Source organism: Rhodanobacter terrae (assembly GCF_042657005.1).
Taxonomy (GTDB): domain Bacteria; phylum Pseudomonadota; class Gammaproteobacteria; order Xanthomonadales; family Rhodanobacteraceae; genus Rhodanobacter; species Rhodanobacter terrae.
Genome location: NZ_JBHSNG010000031.1, coordinates 1 through 22,481, shown reverse-complemented (window position 1 = coordinate 22,481; position 22,481 = coordinate 1). Strand labels below are relative to the sequence as shown.

At 58.6% G+C, this 22,481-nt stretch carries 12 protein-coding genes; 11 read left to right on the top strand and 1 reads right to left on the bottom strand.

Going from position 1 to position 22,481, the window contains the following annotated elements; all coding sequences use genetic code 11:
• The first annotated feature begins 28 nt into the window (after window positions 1–28).
• From ACFPPB_RS18320 to ACFPPB_RS18280, 9 genes are all read left to right on the top strand, one after another.
• Window positions 29–5,311 carry a DEAD/DEAH box helicase gene (locus ACFPPB_RS18320; protein ID WP_377329761.1) on the top strand — a complete coding sequence of 1,761 codons (5,283 nt, stop codon included), beginning with the start codon at window positions 29–31 and terminating at the stop codon, window positions 5,309–5,311.
• Entirely contained in the window at window positions 5,311–8,109 is a 2,799-nt protein-coding gene (locus ACFPPB_RS18315) for a helicase-related protein (protein WP_377329759.1), read from the top strand. Before ACFPPB_RS18320 ends, ACFPPB_RS18315 begins: the two co-directional genes overlap by 1 nt.
• Window positions 8,106–13,103, top strand: a complete 4,998-nt coding sequence (locus ACFPPB_RS18310; protein ID WP_377329757.1) for an Eco57I restriction-modification methylase domain-containing protein — start codon at window positions 8,106–8,108, stop codon at window positions 13,101–13,103. Before ACFPPB_RS18315 ends, ACFPPB_RS18310 begins: the two co-directional genes overlap by 4 nt.
• 2 nt (window positions 13,104–13,105) lie before the next feature.
• A complete protein-coding gene (locus ACFPPB_RS18305; protein WP_377329755.1) occupies window positions 13,106–15,070 on the top strand; it encodes a hypothetical protein in 1,965 nt (654 codons plus the stop codon).
• Window positions 15,071–15,073: 3 nt separating this feature from the next.
• On the top strand, window positions 15,074–17,272 hold the full coding sequence (locus tag ACFPPB_RS18300) for a hypothetical protein (protein WP_377329753.1): 2,199 nt from the start codon (window positions 15,074–15,076) through the stop codon (window positions 17,270–17,272).
• A gap of 26 nt (window positions 17,273–17,298) precedes the next feature.
• On the top strand, window positions 17,299–18,057 hold the full coding sequence (locus ACFPPB_RS18295) for an HNH endonuclease (RefSeq protein WP_377329751.1): 759 nt from the start codon (window positions 17,299–17,301) through the stop codon (window positions 18,055–18,057).
• 363 nt (window positions 18,058–18,420) lie between these two features.
• Entirely contained in the window at window positions 18,421–19,542 is a 1,122-nt protein-coding gene (locus tag ACFPPB_RS18290) for a helix-turn-helix domain-containing protein (protein WP_377329748.1), read from the top strand.
• Window positions 19,539–20,132 (top strand): hypothetical protein, encoded by a 594-nt coding sequence (locus ACFPPB_RS18285; RefSeq protein WP_377329746.1) that lies wholly within the window; start codon window positions 19,539–19,541, stop codon window positions 20,130–20,132. Before ACFPPB_RS18290 ends, ACFPPB_RS18285 begins: the two co-directional genes overlap by 4 nt.
• Before the next feature lie 352 nt (window positions 20,133–20,484).
• Window positions 20,485–20,970, top strand: coding sequence for a JAB domain-containing protein (locus ACFPPB_RS18280; protein WP_377329744.1), 486 nt, complete (start codon window positions 20,485–20,487; stop codon window positions 20,968–20,970).
• Between the two features lie 15 nt (window positions 20,971–20,985).
• Here ACFPPB_RS18280 and ACFPPB_RS18275 read toward each other — a convergent pair whose 3' ends face one another.
• Window positions 20,986–21,330 carry a helix-turn-helix domain-containing protein gene (locus ACFPPB_RS18275; protein WP_377329742.1) on the bottom strand — a complete coding sequence of 115 codons (345 nt, stop codon included), beginning with the start codon at window positions 21,328–21,330 and terminating at the stop codon, window positions 20,986–20,988.
• Between the two features lie 237 nt (window positions 21,331–21,567).
• On the opposite strand from ACFPPB_RS18275, the gene ACFPPB_RS18270 reads away from it, so the two are divergent.
• Window positions 21,568–22,050: a hypothetical protein gene (locus ACFPPB_RS18270; RefSeq protein WP_377329740.1), complete on the top strand. Its 483-nt coding sequence runs from the start codon at window positions 21,568–21,570 to the stop codon at window positions 22,048–22,050.
• An 86-nt stretch (window positions 22,051–22,136) separates the two neighbouring features.
• Window positions 22,137–22,424 (top strand): hypothetical protein, encoded by a 288-nt coding sequence (locus ACFPPB_RS18265; RefSeq protein WP_377329738.1) that lies wholly within the window; start codon window positions 22,137–22,139, stop codon window positions 22,422–22,424.
• The last annotated feature ends 57 nt before the right edge of the window (window positions 22,425–22,481 follow it).

The window sequence follows — 22,481 nt, the reverse complement described above, 5'->3', positions numbered from 1 at the left end:
CAACGATGGAGAGCAGGGGGAGCTCTGAATGGATGTTTTTTCGCTTCGACAGCGGCTAGTAGGCGACTACAGCGCGTTCGCCCGCTCATTCACTGACATTCTTGCCACCGACATTAAAAAAGGTGTCGAGGCTGAATATGCCAGTGGGCGTTACTGGCCCGATCCGCTGATCCAGATCAATCCTCGTTACGCAGCAGGTCGCCACACCAGCGAGCTGGTAGCCAGCAACGAACTGATCGCGCAGGCCGGCAGATGTTTCGACATTCCGCTCTACCAGCATCAGGAACAAGCCATTGCCCATGCGGCAAAGGGCGACAGCTTCGTCGTTACCACGGGCACCGGTTCCGGCAAGTCCCTGTGTTTCTTCTTGCCTATCACGGACGCGATCCTAAGAGCTCGGCAACAAGACCCAACACCACGCACCCGCGCCATCGTTATCTACCCAATGAATGCGCTGGCCAATAGTCAGCGTGAGGAACTCGACAAGTTCATCGGTCAGGCCGGTCCTGTCAGCTTTGCTCGCTACACCGGCCAGGAGTCTGCCGAGGAGCGCGAGCGAATCAAGCAGAGCCCCCCAGATATTCTTCTGACCAACTTCATGATGCTCGAACTGCTGATGACCCGGCAGGGCGAGCTTGACCGCAAGGTCATCGAAAATTGTGAAGGACTGCAGTTCCTCGTTCTGGATGAGCTTCACACCTATCGTGGGCGTCAAGGTGCCGACGTCGCCATGCTGGTTCGGCGCGTTCGTGAGCGCCTTGCGCCAGATGGCCTGCAGTGCATAGGTACATCAGCAACGATGGCCAGCGGCGGTACTTCGCAAGAACGCAATGCCAAGGTGGCCGAAGTCGCTTCCACCTTGTTTGCCACCTCCATACCAGCGTTCAACATCATCACAGAAGACCTGGAGCGAGCGACGGATCCAAGCCGTACCGCCGATTCAGTGCGGGCGCAGTTGTCGGCAGCTATAGACGTCCCAGTTCCAGAGAGCATTAGTGATGCCGAGCTGCACATGCATCCCCTCGCCATCTGGGTGGAAACACGGTTGGGTATCACTCGCGCCGAGGGGGGTAAATGGGAGCGTGCACGGCCCTTAACCGAAAGGCAGGCGAGCGAACAACTCCAACAGGAGTCTGGTCAGCCGCTGGCCGTTTGCCGCCAAGCGTTGCAGCAATTGTTGTTAATCGCGGCGACACCTGAGTGTGAGCGTCCAGGCCGCAAAGGTGGCGGCGAGAAGGCCTTCTTCGCTTTCCGCCTTCATCAGTTTATTAGCGGCGCGGGTACGGTCTACACCACGTTGGAGGCACCCGGACATCGTCCCGTCGAGTTGGAAGGTCAGCAGTATTTGCCGGCCGATCCAACCAAGCGACTCTATGCCACTTACTTTTGTCGGAACTGTGGTCAGGAATACCACCCAGTGCGTTGGCAGCGCGACAGCAATCCGTCCATGTTGCTAGCGCGCGACATCGACGACATGCCTGTGCGGCAGCAAACGGATGGGGATGACGTAAGCGACGCCGACGCTGATTCCAGCGGCGAGCGGCAAGGCTTCGTGACAATGGTGTCTCAATCCTTGAAATTTGGCGGAAACGATGACGAGCTGCCGGAATCCTGGTTTGAGATCACCCGGCGTGGTGAGTTGCGTTTGCGCAAGTCGTACGCTGCCCTACGCCCCGAGTCCATCACAGTGTCGCCTGATGGTCAACTTGGTTCAGGTGCTCCCGCGTGGTTCTTGCCTGGCAAGTTTCGACTATGTGTGAATTGTGGTGAAAGCCATGGTGCGCAAGGCAAGGACAATAACAGGCTGGCTGCGTTGTCGGCAGAGGGACGTAGCTCAGCGACCACGCTATTGACGTCCAGTGTCGTGCGTTGGATGCACGAGCAAGCCGGCAGTATTGCGGTGAACAAACGTAAATTACTGGGCTTCACAGATAATCGGCAGGATGCTGCCTTGCAGGCCGGGCATTTCAACGACTCCATTTTCGTCAGCATATTACGCGGTGCGGTATATCGTGCGTTGCAGTTGGCGTCGGACAAAGGACTCACCGATAGCGACATCGGAACTAGTGTGCGCACGGCACTGGGGTTCGACAAAGTCTTGGCAACTGGCGTGGATCCGGCAAGCAGCCATCGTGCTGAATGGCTTCAGGAGCCGGCACTACATGGCGTCGACTTGAAGACTGCTGAAGACACGCTGCGGTTTGTTCTTGCCTATCGCACTTGGTACGACCAGCGTCGAGGATGGCGTTACACCAATCCCAACTTGGAAGAGCTTGGCCTGCTCGCCGTTGAGTACCTCGACATTGAGGCGTTCTGCGCCAACGATGCACTCTTTCGCGATGCACCACCGCTGCTGCACGACGCGTCACCGGAGTACCGCCGCAAAGCCTTCGAAGCTCTGTTTGACTACATGCGTCGCGGCTTGGCCGTGGACGCTGCAGCACTTGATCCACAACTGCTCTCCAAACATCGTGACGAAGCACTGCGCTTCTTGCGCGAGCCATGGAGCATTGGGCGCGAGGAACGCCTGCTCGGCTGGCGTTGGCTGTTTCTTGACCCACCCAATCGTCAGAACATCCGTGGTAAGGATGAAGAGCTGATTCTGCGCAGCGGGTTGTTGACACTACTGGGAAAGACGCTTCGTCAAAGCAAGCTGTGGAACAACCCGGAAGCCGTCACGTTGGGTCGCGATGCGTATCGCGAGTTGATCGAGGCCATGATTCGCGCCGCCCAACGGGGTGGCTTCATCAGGGCTCAGGAACAGACACCGTTCAACATGCCCGGATTGCGACTCAATGCGGCTCGCATCCAATTCCGCGCTGGTATCGGCAAGAACGAGCCACGTGCCATCCGATACAACCCCTATTTTGCCGACCACTACACCGCAATCGCACAAGTGTTGGGTGGCTATGCGGGCAGTTTGTTCGCCTTGGAGGCTCGTGAGCATACGGCGCAAGTGGAGCAGGACCTGCGGCAACTACGCGAGACGCGCTTCCGTTTCGAGGAGAAGGAGCAACAATACCTGGCAGCCGAAGGTCGTCTACGTGCCCGCGAGTTAGGGGAATCCAGTCGCTTCCTACCAGTCATGTTTTGCTCGCCGACGATGGAGCTTGGCGTAGACATCTCCGCGTTGAACGCGGTGTACCTACGCAACGTACCGCCCACCCCAGCCAACTACGTGCAGCGTGCCGGCCGTGCAGGGCGCAGCGGTCAGGCGGCTCTCGTAGTCACCTACTGCGCCGCGCGCAGTCCACACGACCAGTACTTCTTCCGCGACCCCCGTGCCATGGTGCATGGCGTGGTGCGAGCGCCGATGCTTGATCTGGCAAACCAAGAGCTGATTCAGAGTCATCTTCAGGCCATCTGGTTGGCCAGTAGCGGCCAGCACCTGGAATCCTCGATATCCCGCGTGCTTGACGTCAGCATTCCACGTCGACCTGTAGGTGCTGAATTGATGCAGGCCTTGAGTGCGCCGCAGGTGGCTGCGGAAGCGCAACGACGCTCCGAACGTGTCCTTGAACAACTGAAAGACCACCTTACCGCGGACCGTGCGCCTTGGTATCCCGGAGCCGCGACCATGGCCCAGGCTGCCATCCGTGCCGCCCCCGCGGCTTTTGACCTTGCCTTCAAACGCTGGCGTGACTTGTTCGAGGCCGCGGAACGACAGAAGCAGATGGCGTCGGGCACCTTGGGAAACTACGCCATCACTGATCCACGTGAGCGCAATGAGGCCAAGCGCCGGCTACGTCAGGCCATCGACCAAATCGAACTGCTGCTGCACAACGGTGAGAGCCGCAACAGCGATTTCTACACCTACCGGTATCTCGCCACGCAAGGTTTTCTCCCGGGCTACAACTTCCCGCGCTTGCCATTGATGGCTTATGTGCCCGGTCGGGCGGATGGTCGAGGTGGTTCCACCTTCCTGCAACGACCTCGCTTTCTCGCGCTTTCCGAGTTCGGTCCGCGTAGTCTCGTCTATCACGAGGGACGTGCTTATCGCGTGGTGCGCGTGCGCATCGCACCATCCGGTCACGACGCGATGGCGGACGGCAGCCAGCTGCCAAGTCGCTCCGTGCGTATCTGCGCAGTATGTGGTGCTGCGCATTTCGACCAGCATTCCAATGCTTGTCATGCTTGCGGGGTCGCGTTGGCTGATGCGCAAACGATCAGCGCGTTGTATCGCATCGAAAACGTCGACACCGAACCGGCAGAGCGCATCACTGCCAATGATGAGGAACGCCAGCGTCAGGCGTTCGAGTTGCAGACCACGTTTCAGTGGAATATGCGCAACGGCATACCCGATGTACGCACCGTGGGCGCCGTCGATGCTGAGGGCGACGTACTTCGGTTGCACTACGGACCGGGCGCTACCATCACTCGAATCAATAAAGGTTTACGCCGGCGACGCGACCAGTCCGTGTTTGGCTTCTGGGTTAACCCCCGGACGGGCTCGTGGCAAAAGAGCCCCGACGAAGATGGTCCAGAACCCAGTCCTGATCAGGTTCAACCCCAGCGCATCGTTCCTTATGTTGAGGACCAGAAGAATGCGCTGTTGCTGCAGCCACAGGCGGCGTTGTCGGAAGCTACGCTGGTGACCTTGCAGCATGCGTTGAAGCGCGGTATCGAAACGCAGTTTCAGTTGGAAGAGGCAGAATTACTGGCTGAGCCGCTACCCGACGCCAAGCATCGATCCGGCGTGCTGTTCTATGAAGCAACCGAAGGTGGCGCCGGCGTGCTGACGCGTTTGGCGTCAGATCCGGACGTACTGGCGCAAGTGGCGCGCCGCGCTCTGGCCGTCATGCATTACAACGTTCCCGATAGCGACGATCTTCCGTTGCCTGCTTTCGACGCACTGCATGATGTCGATGACACCACTTGCGTGGCTGGTTGCTATCGGTGTCTGCTGTCCTATTACAACCAGCCCGACCATCCATTGATCGACCGCCGTGACAGCGAGACGTGCCGCATCCTGTGGCGTCTTGCGCAAATCAGCACGGAGTTGGTGGCGCCATTGCCCCCGCCACTGATACCTGAGAAGGAGCCCGAGGTTGCTGGATGGGCTGCACAATGGCAGCAACACGCTTCCGCGCTGGCGCTGCCTGCGTTTAACCGTGTCGAGGTGGATGGCATCAGTGTGCTGCACTGGCCCGACCACTATGCCGCCGTCGCCTTGCCGGATACCCCGCGCGAGTTACAGGCAGCCTGGGAGGATCGCGGTTATACCTTTGTCCGTTTTGTACCTGATACCGGCGCTTGGGCGGCTGCCATGCAGCGTTTGGCACGGTTGCTTGATGTGAGTTTGGAATCCTGATGAGTGATGTAGCTTCACAGTTTGGCCCTGGCAGCCTTGTACGTGCCCGCGGTCGCGAATGGATCGTCCAACCGGGCAGTGTGTCGCCCTTGCTTCGTCTTCGCCCTTTGTCCGGTAGCGAGGAAGATGGCGCGCTGATTCATGTCGGCTTGGAGCCCGACGTCACCTCTGCCCACTTTCCGCCACCGGATCCAGCGCAGGAAGGCAACCAGGAAGAGGCTGCCTTGCTGGCGGATGCCTTGCGTATGGCCTTGCGTCGTGGCGCTGGCCCATTCCGTTGCTTCGGCAACCTGGCGGTCGAGCCGCGGACCTATCAGTTGGTGCCACTGCTGATGGCTTTGCGCCTTGATCCAGTGCGCTTGCTGATCGCTGACGATGTGGGTATCGGCAAGACCATCGAGGCCGGCCTGATCGCTCGCGAACTCTTGGATCGCGGCGAGGTCGAACGGATGACAGTGTTGTGTCCGCCCCACCTTGTCGAACAATGGGTCGGAGAACTTCAGCAACGCTTCCACTTGCATGCCGTGGCGGTGACCGCCAGCAGCGCGGCACGGCTTGAGCGCGGGCTACCTGTGGGTGAGTCGCTGTTCAAGGTGCATCCGGTGACGGTGGTCAGCCTGGACTACATCAAGAGCGATCGCCGCCGGCATGACTTCATCCGTGCCTGCCCGGAACTGGTGATTGTCGACGAAGCACACACCTGCACCAACACGGGTCAGTCCCGTCACCAGCGCTACGACTTGCTCAAGGCGCTATCGGAAAATGCCGAGCGTCATCTGCTGCTGCTGACCGCTACCCCGCACAGTGGTGACCAGCAGGCTTTCTACAATTTGCTGGCCCTGCTCAAACCTGAATTCGCTCAGCTTGCTGCCGAAGATAGCGAGCAAAAGAAAGCTCTGCGCGAACAATTGGCCATGCACTTCGTGCAGCGACGTCGCCCGGATATCGACGAATGGCACGATGGCGGCATCTTTCCACAGCACAAATCCGCTGAGGATACGTATGCGCTCAGCGGCGCATGGGAGCAGTTTTTCGAGTCGGTACTGGACTACTGCGCGGAAGTCACGGCATCTGGCGAGGACGAACGCCGTCAACGTCTGAACTTTTGGGGCACCCTGGCACTGATGCGCTGCGTCTCCAGTAGCCCGGCCGCCGCCGTGCAAGCGCTGCGCACCCGCCTTCTATCTGATCAAGCTGGCGAGAACGTAGACGCTATCGCGTCCCAGTTGTTTGATGGTTCCGAAGATGATCTGGTCGAGGATGATGTCGCTCCTGCTGCGGATACTGGCAATCCTGCTGTGCGTGCCCTACTGGCTCAAGCCGAAGCTTTGCTGGGTGAGAAAGGCGATCCCAAGCTGCGTCTTCTGGTTAAACACCTCAAGCCACTCCTGGAAGATGGTTTCAATCCGGTGGTGTTCTGCCGTTACATTGCTACCGCAAACTATCTGAAGGAGCAGCTGGACGGAAAATTCAAAGGAGTCCAAGTGGGGGTGGTCACAGGCGAGTTCCCCTCCGAAGAGCGAAAGCGTCGTGTGGAGGCACTGGGCGACGCCGAGCATCGGTTACTGATCGCTACCGATTGTCTGTCTGAGGGTGTCAATCTCCAGCAATACTTCGATGCCGTGGTGCACTACGACCTGTCCTGGAACCCAACACGCCACGAACAACGCGAAGGTCGAGTCGATCGCTTCGGCCAAGAAAGCAAAGTGGTGCGTACGCTACTTCTCTACGGCGCCAACAACCCTGTGGATGGCGCTGTATTGCAGGTAATCCTTCGGAAGGCTGAAAGCATCCGCAAGGAACTGGGTGTCCCAGTGCCACTGCCCGATGACGACCACACGTTGACGCAAGCTCTGATGAAAGCAGTGATGTTGCGTCGCCAAGGTGGCCGCTATACCGGTGACCTGTTTGACTACGCCCAACTTGATGAGGGCAGAGCACTGGATGTGAAGTGGACTGACTTGGCCGAGACCGCCAAGAAGAACCGCACCTTGTTCGCTCAACGTAGTTTGCGGCCAGCGGATGTGGTGCCCGAGTGGGAACGCATGCAGGCAGTGCTCGGTGACAGCGCAGATGTACAGAGATTCGTCACCCGCGCCTTGGCGCGGCTGGGTGCCGCCCTTGATCCCCGTCCGCGCGGCGGTGCCAATGCACCCTTGGGCGCGCTGACGCCTGCCTTGCGTGAGCGCCTGTCAGCCGAGAATCTGGAAGCTACGGTGGGTGTGGATTTCAAGCAGCCGACCGCCCCTGGCTGCACTTTCATCCACCGCAGTCACCCGCTGGTTACCGTATTAGCCGACGAACTGCTGGAGCGCGCCTTGGCGGGCTGTACCGACGTCAATGCGTTCGCGCGTCTCGGTCGCATTGGCGTGTGGCGTAGTGCCAGTGTGGATGTCATCACCGTCGTCCTGCTGCTGCGTCTGCGTCACCAGTTGACCATCACCCGATCTGGGCGCAGCCAGGTGCTACTAGTGGAAGAAGCGTTGCCCGTGGCTTGGCAGGGCCGCAATGCCGTTGTCGAGGTGACTGGCGACCAGTTGCTGCGATGGTTGGCCGATCCGGCATTGGGTGATCTACCTGACAGCGTGCGGGAAAGGGAGATGAGCAATGCATTGCGGGCCATCAATGAACGTCATGACGCCTTGAATGCACTGGCCGAAGCGCAAGCCGAACGCCTGCTTGCTGATCACCGTCGTGTCCGTAAGGCTGCGGATGCCCGCGGCAGTTATGCGGTCAAGGCTTTGCAACCGGTCGACGTCGTTGCAGCCTATGTGCTGCTGCCGGGGGCCAGCGCGTGAGTCGCCGCGACGCGCCACAGCTCGCCTTCGATGCCATAACCATCGAGGGTGGCCTGCTACCCGCCGATTGGCTGGGCAAGGTAGCCCTGCTGCAGGCAACGCATCAAAACGCTGCTGACTACGGCATTCCCAAGGGCCTGAACCTGCGTGACGAGCTCGGCCGCAATTGGCGTATGGCCGAGGCGCACTGGAACGACTTTGCTGCCGCGCTGAAGCAGAACCATGATGCCCACGCTGTCACCATGCGCTTCGTCACATCCTTGTTGCGCGATGTATTCGGCTTCACCGATCTTGGTGTGACCAGCGCTGCCGAGATCATTGATGACCGGCACTACCCGTTGACTGCCCAAGCTCTTACGGGCCGCCAGCCACTGGTGGTTGCCGGGCACGACCAACGGCTGGAAGCACGCGACCCTCGCTTTGGCGACAGTGGTCGCCAACGCAGTGCGTTCGGCCTACTGCAGGACTACCTCAACGCTGCCGAGCCTGCGTTGTGGGGTATCGCCAGTAACGGCCTGGTGCTGCGTTTGGCCCGTGACAATGCGAGCCTGACCCGACCAGCCTGGATTGAGGCCGACCTGGAGCGCATCTTCCGCGAGGAACGCTTCGCCGACTTTTCCCTGTTGTGGTTAATGATCCATGCCAGCCGCTTTGGCAAGCCAGATCAACCACCGCAGAACTGCGCGCTGGAAGCATGGCGCGATGCCAGCCGTGAAGAGGGCACTCGCGCCCGCGAGCAGCTACGTAGCGCGGTGGAAGAAGCCCTCCAATCGCTGGGTCAGGGCTTTCTCTCTGCACCCGACAATCAAATTTTACGCGATCGCCTTGCCGATGGTTCGTTGACGCCGCAAGCCTACTTCCAGCAATTGCTCCGCCTAGTTTATCGCCTTATTTTCCTGTTGACGATTGAGGAACGTGGCCTGCTTCATGCGGATGGTAGTGATCCGGATGCCATCGAGCTCTATCGCAGTGGCTATTCTTTGCAGCGCTTGCGCGAGCGCTCACGTCGCCGTCGAGCCTTCGATCGCCATCACGACCTGTGGAACAGCCTGAAACCGGTCTTCTCGGGGCTGGCCCATGGTCAACCCGTGCTGGCGTTGCCGGCACTCGGTGGTCTGTTTGCCGATGACCAATGCGCCGATCTGGACGCGGGTGAACTCGGCAACGCCGCCTTGCTCGCTGCCGTGCTCAAGCTGGGCTGGATGCATAGTGACGGTGCCTTGGTGCGCATTAACTGGCGTGACATGGGGCCGGAAGAATTCGGTAGCGTGTACGAGAGTCTGCTGGAACTGGTCCCCGAAATATCTGGTGACGGCCGCCGCTTTGGCTTCGCCAATGCGGAGCAAAGCCGCGGCAACGCGCGCAAGACAAGTGGTAGCTATTACACCCCAGACTCACTGGTTCAGGAGCTGCTCGACTCCGCGCTGGAGCCAGTCATTGCCCAGCGCCTGACTGCTGCCGACGATCAACAGGCCGCATTGTTGTCCATCACCGTGTGCGACCCAGCATGCGGCAGTGGCCACTTCTTGCTGGGTGCCGCGCGCCGGCTGGCCACACATCTCGCGCGCTTGCGCGCCCAGGGCACGCCATCCGGTGAGGACTATCGCCATGCGTTGCGCGATGTCATCGCCCACTGCATCTTCGGCGTCGATCTCAACCCGATGGCACGGGAGCTGGCACGCATGTCGCTGTGGCTGGAAGCGATGACGCCCGATCGTCCATTGGGCTTCCTCGATCACCATTTGCAGTGTGGTGATGCGCTGCTGGGGGTGTTGGACCCATCCATCATTGACCGTGGCCTGCCAGACGATGCCTACACGGCGCTTACCGGCGACACCAAGCTCGTCGCCTCCGCATTGAAAAAGCGAAACAAGATCGAGCGCGAAAGTTGGCAGCGTGCTCTTGCCACTGGCGACCTGTTCCGCAGCGAACAGCTCGCCGCGCGAACCGACGCGGTCGAGCGCATCGCCGACGATAACCTTGATGCGGTGGCCGCCAAACAGGCCGCCTGGCAGGCGGTCGCTGATGCCGCCCATGACAGCCGCCTGGCGCGGCTGGCTGACCTGTATGTGGCGGCATTTCTGTTACCGAAGACTGATACAAAGGCTCCCATTCCCACATCTCAATACTTGTGGGCTGTGGCCAATGGTGAACGGGTGCCCGCGCACCTGCCACTGTTGGCTGAGGTGGAGCAGGCCGCGCGGGAGGCTTGCGAACACGCGCGTGTGCTGCATTGGTGGATCGCGTTTCCGCAGATTGCCAATGCGGGCGGCTTTGCCGTGATGCTGGGCAATCCGCCATGGGAACGTATCAAACTGCAGGAAGAAGAGTTCTTCGCTTCGCGCAGTCCACTCGTGGCGAACGCGATCAACAAGGCCGAGCGCGCACGCCATATCAAGCTCTTGTCGAATGGCCGTCTGCAACAGACATTGGACGGTGACGAGGATGACATGCTGCCGCCAAGTTCTTCAGAACAGGCACTGTTTGTTGCGTTCGAGCAAGCTAAACGCACTGCGGAAGCGGCTAGTGCGTTTGCCCATGCCAGCAGCGATGCCATGCCCGGCCGCTATCCATTGACGGGTGTGGGAGACGTCAATACCTATGCACTTTTTGCCGAACTGTTTGCTGACGTGATACGGGAGAATGGCCGGGCCGGACTAATTGTTCCAAGTGGCATAGCGACCGACGACTCGACGAAGCGCTTCTTCGACGCCGTTACTTCCGGACACCGACTGGTCGCGATTTATTCTTTCGAAAACGAGGAGTTCATTTTTCCAGCCGTTCACCATGCGATGAAGTTCTGCCTGCTTATAGTCGGCGGTAGAGATGGTCAAATTCATTCAGCACAGTTTGTGCATTTTGCTCGACAGATTTCCAGCCTGGCGGATAGTCGGAGGCGCTTCGCGTTGACCGCAGATGATCTCTCGTTGATCAATCCCAACACCCGCACGTGTCCGGTGTTCCGCAGCAAGCGCGATGCCGAGCTAACCAAGAAGTTGTATCGAAATGCGCCGGTACTGATTCGCGATGCAGTGACACGGCAAGGCGCTAACGGCGAGATGCAAATCGTCGAGCCCGAACGCAACCCCTGGAAGATCACGTTTCAGCGCATGTTAGATATGTCCAACGACAGCAGTCTGTTCCGCATCGCGCAGGGACAGATGGGCTCGCCAGAGCTGCCGCTGTACGAAGCTAAAATGATCCACCAGTTCGACCACCGTTGGGCGACCTACGTGGACGTGCCCGCCAGTAACAGTGGCGTCGAGACGCAGGATGTGGACGATGTTCACAAGGCCGACCCCACGTTTGCCGTGCAACCGCGCTACAGGGTGGAAGAACGTGAGGTGCTAGCCCGCATCGCTCACGTCCCTCGCAGCGTGATCAGGGCATGGCTGGCGTGTCCGTCCGCGTCGGCGGCTGCGGTTGACATTGCCATTGAACGCGCTCCCGATGCCACTGCCGCGCTATGGCTGGCAGTGGCGCAGTGGGTCGCGGGCGAGCTGTTTCGTCGGGTGGCTGGGGTGCCCGCAGCGGGTGCCGACTACAGCGACGCCCAGTGCACGCAGGCCGTGTCGCACGTGGAGCGACGCCTTATCGCCGACTTTCCCGCCTGCGCGCACGTTCTGCGCGAGGCGGGTGTCACCCGCCGCAAGCCTTACATCGAGTTCCCTAAGTGGGCGCGTCAGGATGCCGAGTTACGGTTGGATGACGCTGAGCTTGCCACTCTGGCTGCACAGTCGCGCAGCGGCGCAACCGGGGACACCAAAGCCCTGCTCGTTGAACTGGATGGCTGGATGGATCGGCGAAGCCCACACTGGCTGATGGGCTGGCGCGACATCACTAACGCCACCAACGAGCGCACGGTGATTGCGTCAGTGATTCCGAGAGTCGGTGCTGGCGACACGTTGTTGCTGATGCATCCCGACCGCACGCTTGGAGGCCGCCTTGCCTGCTTGCTTGCGGATCAGTGTTCCCTCGTACATGACTACTTAGCGCGGCAGAAGGTTGGAGGCACACACCTGAAATACCACGTTAAGAAGCAGATTCCAGTTTTGCCACCTGACCGCTATACCGAAGCGGACCTCGCATTCATCGTCCCACGCGTGCTGGAGCTGACTTACACCGCCCACGACCTCGCCCCATGGGCCGCCGACCTCGACTATAGCGGTGCCCCCTTCGCCTGGAACCCCGAGCGCCGCGCTCAGCTTCGTGCCGAGCTCGACGCGTATTACGCCCGTCTCTACGGCCTCGACCGTGCCGAACTGCGCTATATCCTCGACCCTGCCGACGTCATGAGCGACGACTATCCCAGCGAAACCTTTCGCGTGCTCAAGAACAACGAGCTCAAACAGTACGGTGAGTTCCGTATGACGCATGCTTCCAGCGAAGGGATCCGTCACGAGGACAATGCGGTTGCACAATACCGGACACAGCACCTCGTACTTCATGCGTTCGATCGAATGACCTTGGCTGATGAGAAGAGTGTTCCGTATGAGAGCTTACTGGTGCCGGCTCCAGGCGTTCAACCGGAAACCAGCTACTCGTCGGATGGGGTAATTCAGAGTCTTGGTGAGGCGCAGTACGCTGGATTTGTGCTCGCACTTATTCGCGAAGCCGAGTCCACTTTGGCGCGTCCGCAATTGAATCGTGCCTTGTATTGGCTCAGATCTCCTTTACTGGCGAAGCAGCGGCTCTCCTCGGCTTCCGCCGCACGGCTGGATGAACTGCTCGAACTGCTGCCGAGCATGGCAGCGGTCGACATGGATACGCGCATCGAGGATCTTCTGCGAGCATTAGAGAATAGTGGCTGCATTCGGGTTGAATTGCAGGGATCCACCTTCCGCGCAGGAGACAGTACGGCGACGCCATCATGGGTGATCTTGTTGCCGGATGCTGTTGAGCTAGCTCATCTGTTCGATGAAGCTCTGAAGGTAGATGAACCTGCCTACACGCTGGTTGCCACCAATTCCACAGACGAGCAAAGGAAGGCCTAGCTATGGAGTCACCAGCACGCTGCGAACCGAGGCTCTGGATTGAGCGGCTGCTGATTACTCGATCGACCAAGCCATTGGAGGCTATCCGAGATATTTCGTTGCATCCCGGTCTCAACATCGTGTGGGCGAAAGAGCCCGCGAGCCGCGAGGGGCTGAGTACGCTCCAGCGAGCAGGGCACGGTGTTGGGAAAAGCACGCTCTGCCTGATGCTCCGCTGCATCCTTGGCGATGGCGGAAAGGCTGTGAAAGCCATGCGTGACCAATTGGCGTCTCAGTTCCCCAATGGCGGCATCGGCGCCTTGGTTCATTTTGCTGGCTGCACTTATTCCGTTTATCGCCCCTTTGCTTCGGATGGTTACGCGGCACAGCATGGTGATTTGGAGGCTTTGTTGGACGGCGGCGACCGCATCCCGTTCAAGCAATACCTGGATGCCTTGTCCGAGGCGATGCTGGTCAATCTGCAACAGCGGCAAATTCCAGGATCCGAGCAGACGATCGAGTGGCCGCATGTACTGAGCTGGGTCACGCGAGATCAAGGCACGCGCCTTCGCAGCTATTACGACTGGCGATCCACCGAGGGCAGCGGATTGCAGCGCGTCCGCCAAGCTCCGCCTTGGGTGCTTCGTGCCGTGCTGGGTTTGACCAACACGCAGGAAGTGGAGGCAGCGCGTGCAGTAGAGAGCCTGGCTCGCAAACTCAAAAAAGCCGAAGAGGAAGCCAAGGGACTTGAGGGCGCCCCACGTTTGATACGCGCACGCATCGAGGCGAGTCTAAGAAGTTGGCTTGGCGGGCATGCTGACTTGGAGCTGCATTCGGACGACATGTTCAAGTCATCGGTGATGAAGGAAGTCGAAAAACAGACGGGTGAAACCGAGGCTGCTGTCGCGAAGCTTGATGAGCAGATCATTGCGGTCGAGGCACAGGTGCGCGAACTGGACAGAGCGGTAGATGAAGCGAAGGGTATCGCCGAGTCAGCTCTCCTCAGCTTCGGAGAGGCCGAGGCCATGCGGGATCGCGATGAGGTCAAGGTCAAGTCGCTACAGGAGCAATTGTCAAAACTTAGGGGACTTCAAGGCCCATGCCGCTATGGCGCCGTGGAATTTCAGTCTTGCGAGCACATCCGGAAACGCCTGGAAACGCGCTCTTTCCATGATGGTCGGGACCAAAAGGCCATACAAAGCGACATTGAGTATTGGACGGCTGAAGCACTTCGGCTGTTGCCGGTAAAAAGCGCTGCGCAGAATAATTTAGCGAGAGCGGAAACAGCTCTGAGCAACTCCATGGCCGAGATAAGGAAGTTGCGGGTTAAACGCGACTCCCGGCGCGCTGATCTGTATCGGCCACAGCTTCTGAAGGAGGAACTGACGAACTGGGAAGATGCATTTGGTGCGGCATCTTCGCCAGAGCTCGCAGCCAAGCGCGCGGAACTTCGTGGTATCCAAGAGAGCCATGACCTGGCATCAGCGAGCCTGTTGGAGGCTCGAAATGGGCAGGTAACTCGCGAATCGCAGATGACACAGAAAATCGATGCTCTTGCTCAAGCATTTGATCTTCATGGGCGGTTTCTCCTCAATAACGACGAACGTCCCTTTGAGCTCGTCGGTTCGGCTGGTGAGGCTTACTCCGTGCTTGAGATACTCTTGGGCGATTTCGCGTGTGCACTTGATGCTGTCGACAACCCCGCTAGCAGTTTCCCTGCATTCCTCCTCCATGATTGTCCCCGTGAGGCTGATCTTAGCGGCGGCCTCTACAGCGACTATCTCTCGACTGTTGCAGAGAAGGGGGCGGGCACCGCGGCGTGGCAGATGATCGTCACAACGACCACGCCGCCACCAGCCGAACTTCGGAAGCCACCTCATCTTGTCCTTGAACTACATCCCGAGAGCCATGAGGGCTTGCTGCTTCGTTCGCGGTTTGGTTTGCAGGCGCATATCGGCGTGAGCGGTTCTGAACAGGGACAAGGTTGACGTATGGCAACGGCAGGGCAAAGCCCGGAATCAAGAGACTCATTCAAGGCTGAGCTCGAAGGCTTGGTGGCTGAGTTTGAACATGCGTCGGAAGCGTTGCCGCCTGATGAACACACGCTGCGACAGTGGACGCAGCGCGCGCGTGGTTTGTACTCACGTGTGGACGCATCGGGTGAGTCAGGGCGTAATAAGCTGTTGCAGAGGATCAAGGCGTTTCGCATGCGTGTGTGGATCATGCGCACGGATCGCCGGCGGTATCGTGAGCAGCGAGAAGAATTGCGGCTGACGTCGGACAACACTTGGCGGCATGTACCAGCGCAGCTGGCACAAAGGAAACGGCACAAACTTTCGCAAGCCATAGAAGCTGCGTGGCCACAACCTGATTTGATATCAGAATCGGCGGGCACGCCTTCCGTGGCATCGCTTGATGCCCGCTCGCCCATCCCGGCGAATCCGCTTGCAGAAGTTGAAGGCAATGATCTGCCGGTTCCCGTGAGAGTGGCTGAACGTGAGATTCCGTACTCGGATGAAGTCACTACACGTTCTGAATTTCGCAAGTTCCGGCGCGAAAGGCTTCCTGCACTTCCGACCCAAGCATTGGCGAGCCGTTCCACCCGCCTTGATCCCATCATTGCTATCGCGGGACGACTAGCACGTGCCGGTAGTTTCGACGAGGCTCGTGAGATTACGTGCCAGTGGTTGCGCAAGAAACACTTCAAGGTTGCGAAACCATTCCCGGACAACTTTGAACTGGAAGGTCCTATCAAAGGCCATCGCGCCATGGCCGTGGGTCTGCAGGGCATATGGGCAATGCAGGCTGAGACGGCAGATACGACAATGGATGGTCGTCGTTGGCGTGTAGAACTGGTCCTAGTCGATGCACAGCCAACGCCTGCCGTTGGCGTAACCCTGACCGCTATCTCACCCGCGAATCAGCCTGCGCCAGGCCCGAGTGTTCCCGCACTGGTTTCACAATTGATCGACGGCATTGGTCTGCTCGACACCGAGGCCGGAGAGCTGTTGTCGGCTCGTCCCATACAGGTGAATACGCCGGAGGCGTTGCAGCGTTTGCTGCATTCACTGCAGTCGCCCAAACGACATCGTCCAGCCATCGTACTGTCCACTTATAACAAGGGTGACCGTAGAGCCACGTTGCTTGATCCGGATGGCTTGGCGAAGAGATTGCGTGGTATCGCCAAGGTTTATGTGCTGTCACGCGAGATGATTTGGGCATTGACTGATGCCCTAAGCAAGCGTTTTGCAGTGGCGGGTGCCAGCGTGCGTCTTTTCCGCCCGGGGTTCACGCCTGACGACGATCCTAGCCTGCATCCGGCCTGGGGGCCGGACACACTCACCGCACAAGGACTGGATCTGGCTGGACTCTCTGCTTTGTTCGAGCGAGAGGCTGCCGATGCATCGCTGCGAGCGCTAGAGCAGGAGGATGTCATTCCACCGTTCGATCGCGTGCGCGAGAAAGTACTCCGCATGCAGATCGAGGAAGCCCGCCGCCAGGCTGCTCCGACAGGTGCAGGCGATGAGCTTAGCGCGGTGCGAGTCAAGGCGCTTCAGGCAGCCCTCGATGACGAAACCAAATTGCGGGAAATGTACGAAGAAGACAACGACACCCAGAGGCAAGATCTGCAGCGCTTGCGAGACGAACGTGATGGTTTACGGGCGCGTGAGTATCACTTAGAAGACCGCATCGATGCGCTGCAGAAACGCTTGCGCGAATTGGAAGAGAACCGGGTGCCGACTTTTCCAGACACGTGGGACAACCTAGAAGAGTGGTGTGAGCAGTATCTGGGTAACTGCGTGGCGTTGACCGCCAAGGCGATACGCGCCGCCCGAGATTCCATGTTCGAAAATGTTCCGTTCTGCTACGAAGTTCTTCTGTTCCTTACCGGGACCTATGTGCCAAGCCGCCGTGGAACCCTGGAAGGTGGAGGTGAGAGGCTTGAGGCTGAAAAGACACGCCTGGGCATCGACATTTCCCCAGTTGGTCGTGCTGCAGAGACGCACCGATCCAAGGAGACCTACAGCACCACATACAAAGGCGCTAGGGTGAATCTGGATATGCATGTCAAAGGACCCAATGACCGCGATCCGCGCAAGGGGTTTCGCCTCTACTTCGGTTGGCACGAGGAAAGTCAGCGAGTGATCGTGGGTTGGTTTCCGAGTCACCTCGACAATGCCATGACCTAGCTGACGACCTTCCAGGAACACAATTCATGAATGCTGAGAGGCTACCCATCCTGGTCGAGAAAGCCGTGCGCGACGCCGGCCTGGATCTTATTGAGTTATCAGCTGACGGCGGTTTCTACGCGCGTGTCAGCGGTAGCCATGCTTGTGCATGGATTCGGATCGATGAAGGCGATATCTGGGTAGCATTGCCCGTTGCAGATGGCGGCCGTCTAGGTTTGATGGACATCGGCGCACGATCATTGCCATCAGGTATGAGCACCATTGGACGGACAGCTTCCGCACGGTCGCTGTACCTGACTCTCCATGCGGCTTGCGTGCTGCAATTAAATACGCCCATCCAGCTCAGCGCGCGGGTTGAAGAGCGCTTGGCTGCTATTGCGGAAACGGAACGTACGGCGGAGGTGCGTCAACGCATAGGCCAAGATGTATTCCGTGAAGCCCTCTTCGAATTGTGGGTCGGCTGCTGCGCTGTGACGGGTACCAAGCTGCCACCTGCATTGCTGCGCGCCAGCCACGCCAAGCCTTGGGCGGATGCAAGTGATGATGAACGTTTAGATCCGTTCAACGGGTTGCTGCTTGCCGTGCACCTGGATGCTCTGTTCGATGCGGGGCTAGTGGCTTTCAGTGATGATGGTGCGGTGCTGGTGAGTCCGGATCTCAACGCGGACACCCGGCACACATTCGGTTTGTCTCTAGGCATGCGCTTACAGAACATGTCTCCGGGACACTTGCCGTATCTTCGATATCACCGTCATCACGTAGCGCATTTCGATACGCGTGACTGAGGCGTGCAAAAGCCCCAGGACATCTTGTGCACTGACCATTTCACACATGCAAATTCGTCCGCACCCGTCGTGCCCCGATCCCATGCAAGCTGGTCGGCTTGATAGGCGCGATAGGCCTCCAACCCATTACCTCGCTTGATTGTCCACCCGATGATGGAGGGGCGTGGTGCAGTTGCATGACGATCAAACGGATCGTGCGGCCAGCCATCACCGATGGTTGATCATCGTAAATTGGTCCGGTGGTTCATTCATCCCGTTGCCCCAACGTTCAAGGACTCATGGTCCAAGCATTTGAGGCGCTCAATCTCGTCATGAAAGTTGATATAACTTGATTTGTCTCTTTCTCTGAGATAGACTAAAAAAATGGCTAAATCCCTACGCGTAGATGAAGTGTCTGGGAAGATGCGGGAGCGAGGCTGGACTCAGGCCCACCTGGCCCAACAAGTGGGCGTCACCAGCCAAACGGTAACCAACTGGATGAAGGGGCGTGACTTCCCTCGCCCAACTGCGCTGTTGAAACTTGCAGTGACCTTGGGTCTCGCATTCGAAAACCTGGTCGATCCAGGCGGTGTTACTGAACCCGTCATCGCCTTCCGTAAGAAGGCCGGCACAAAGACAACCGACCACCACATCAGCAAAGCCCGAGGAATGGGCCATTTGCTGAAGCCGCTTGTGGCCTTGCTGTCGGAAACGAGGCAGCTGCGTACGCTCATTACGTCGCCGGACTGTGAATATGCTCCGTTGCGCAAAGCTGTGGAGCAGACCCGTGCAGAACTCGGAATAGGTCAGCATGCGGTCCTTTCCTACAGCCACCTGATTGGCCAGTTCCAAAAGAACGCGGCCATCTTGGTTCCTGTTTTGTGGGGAAAAAAGGATCGGCACGAGAACGCGCTCCACATCCGTCTTCCAGAAGAAGATGTGACCTTCGTGTATCTCAATCTCGACGTGAAATTGGAGGACTTCAAGTTCTGGATTGCGCATGAATTAGCGCATGTCTACACGCCAGAATTGGCTGGAAGCGAAGAGGGAGAAGACTTCGCAGATGCCTTCGCAGGTGCACTGCTGTTCCCACACGAGTGCGCGGAGGCAGCATATAGGGATGCGGCCGGTAGAGTGAAAAGCGGAGTTATCACGGCACTCGCTCGGTATGCGACCCAGCACGAGGTGTCGCTGAATACGGTTCACCAGCAGGTCAAGCGGTTCGCCAAGAATTCAGGTCTTCCACCCCTGCCAGTCGAAGACAGAACCATCCACCAGGTCCGCAATCGTGTAGCTAGTACAACGGTCAGCGAGGCACTTTTCGAGCCCATGCCTCCAGACGCCAACAGCTATATTTCCGTTGCCAGCTCAGTGTTCCAGTCCGAGTTTTTCGTCGCCTTGGAGAGATTGGTCAAAGAACAAGGGGTGGGGGCTGGTTACATTCAACAGGTGTTGGATATCCCACTGAAGGACTCGGTGTCCGTTCATAGGGCGCTGGCCGTTTGACACAAGTTCTCCTCGATACGAACGCTTATTTGCGTCTGGCAAAGCGTGTCAGGCCGATGTTGGGCGTCGCATTCGGGGTGAAGGCGTATGTGCTGGTCGTCCTGAAGGATGTCGAGGAAGAAGTTCATCGCAACTCAGCGCTGGGATTCAAATTCCCTTGGTTCGATGAGCAGGTATTGGCGGACGAGAGACTTGCCGCAAGGGCAAGGCTGACGAAAGAGGAGAAGGAAAGCATCGAAGTGGCTGCCGGCATACTTCGAGCTTCTGTCCTGTCGGATCCGTTGCGATTCATGCAGGGACGCGGAGACCCGCCTAGTCTCGTGGATTGCAGGGTGCTGGCCCACGGTTACGTACGGGGATGCATAGTCACTACCGACGACTTGGGAATGCACAAGCTTGCAAGCGAGTTCGAGATCCGAGTTTGGCATGGCTATGAACTACTCAAGGCGTTACTGAATGCCAAGGCCGTTGATTCGGTGCTGGTGAGACAGATCTACGATGCGCTTGAGGCGAACCAGGATTTGCCGGCCAGTTGGCGAAAGGCCCGGCACACCAAGTTTCCCAAGATATTCGGACATCCCGGCAAGTAGCGCCTGAGCTGGCATCTTTTTGGCTGAAAATTCGTTAGTAACACAGCTTTGCGAGTTTGTTTGTGATCGCAAATAATTTCAAACCTATACCACTCCTGTGAAGTCGGTGGTCATCGCTTCGCGTTTGGACGCTCCGCGTCGCGGCGTTCGTATAGGGCGCCTGACTCATGAGAGGCAAACTCGACACGGCCTACTGCTTCCAAATGATGGTCATCGCGGTTCTGATGGGTGTCGTCCGAAGCATCCGCTGTAGCAACTTCAAGGCCCCCTGATCCAGCGCGCCACAAGCACAACGCACAAGGCCCGGACATGTCCGGGCCTTGTGCATTTATGCCATCTATAGGAGTTCATCATGCATATCGCGCAATCTTTGACCCACACTCGTTACAAACTTGCAGGCGAAACGACGGAGCAGGATGTTCTCGGCGCAGCCGAAGGCATCCTTAGAAACAAGCTTGAGCGCCAAGGCAGCATCGGCAGTCCGACCGATGCCAACGACTTCCTCCGTATGCGCCTGGGTGGGCTGTTGCACGAAGAGTTTCACGTCCTTTGGCTGGACAACCGCCACCGGATCCTCGATTGCCAGAAGCTTTTCACCGGCACCGTCGATGGGGCTAGCGTTCACCCCAGAGAAGTGGTGCGAGCGGCGCTGGCTATCAACGCCAGTGCGGCGATCCTGGCGCACAATCACCCCAGTGGCGTGGCCGACCCCAGTGCGGCCGATCGGATGCTCACCCACGAGCTTCGCGAAGCGCTGCGGCTGATCGGGGTGCGTGTCCTTGACCACATCGTGGTGGGTAGCGAGTGCGTAAGCATGGCGAGCCGAGGCCTTTTGTAGCCCCGGCGTGCCACATCATGCTTTATTCGCCGTGCCCCGCTTACCTGCGGCCAACCGCTTGGCCTGGTTCAACAGCTTCGACCGTTCAGTCTTCGTGAGCTTGGCGAAGGCCAGCAACATGTCGGCTTGGTCGTCGTCTTCGGCGAACAGGTAGGCGAGCGGCACATTGAGTGCTTCTGCCAGCGCCGCAGCCGTGTCCATGTCGGCCCGGTTGACCTGCTGTTCATAGCGATTGATCCGAACACTGCCGTTGGCTTTGTCATCGGACACGAGACCCCCCAATGCGCGCTGAGAAAGACCCCGCAAGGTACGGGCAGCTTTCAAGCGCTTGGCAAAGATCGCGGCAACGGACGTAGACAAGTGTTGGCATCGGTAGCTGAATCGCCAGCAGCATTGCCTATGTACGTCGCGCGCAAAAGTCTATACCGTAACAGTATATATCTGTTCGCGGGCGCCCCTTGAGGCTTTTCCGCACGGCCACAGGGAGCCATCGAAAAGCCGACGCGCTGCTATCCACCCAACCGCTTGCTGTCTCGCCGGGCCATGGTACCCGGGAAGACGGCGTGTCTATTCCTCCAAACACAAGGACAACGAGGCATGAAAACGCTGAACCATCCCTTTGAACTTACGTCGGAGCAGAGAAAGCAAGGTGCCAAGTACAACCTTGCCGTCGTGGCTGCGCTCTTCATCTTCATGCTGGTCGTTTCGGCCACAGGCATTGATGCGGCTATGCTCGTCGTTGAGGTTGTGCTCGCTATCGCCGTCGGCTTTACCGTGCGCCGCGGAACGCAGCGTGGCTGGATGCTCTACGCGGAGAAGTACGAACCAGGCGCAACCTACGCTTTTACCAAGAACCTGACGCTGGGCGTGCTATGGCGCGCGCTAGCGACTTGGCTTGGAGGGTGTGTAATTCTGGAATTTCTTACAGCGATGGCAAGCAGCAGTCTTGCCATCGCATTCGAGTTCTTTATCGGCGCATCCATCGTCATCCAAGCAGCGCATAGTCTTGGCCTGCGCTTCGGCTGGAAGTCGGCAGATAGCACGTTGCCCCGTGCTTTGCCCGCCACCGCCTCCCCTTGAGGGGGTAACCCGTCGATGCCACAATCCATTAAGGAGCACATGCTCACCGGATGTGCGCTCTTTCGCATCTAACAGGGGAAACCATCATGAAGAAGTCACTTCGCTTCCCGCTGGCGATGCCGGGGGCCACAGCGCTGTGCGCCCTCGTTGTGCTCGCCGCCGTCGTTGGTCTGACGGGCTGCACCACGGACAAACACATCACTGAGGTGAAGGCGCTGGCTTTCAGCTACCCGGACAATAACACCCCCGATCCGAACCTGACCGTGGATCAAGCCCTCGATTACCGAAAGGTCTGTGACTCGGTCGCCGATTCAATTAGGAAGTGCGCGTTTGAAAGACTTATCGAAGATCTGCTGAGGAGAGTGGAAGCGTAGCCGTTTTCTGGGTCGCTGGTTGAGCTTGTCTTCAATGCTCTGGATGTAAGCCTCGGA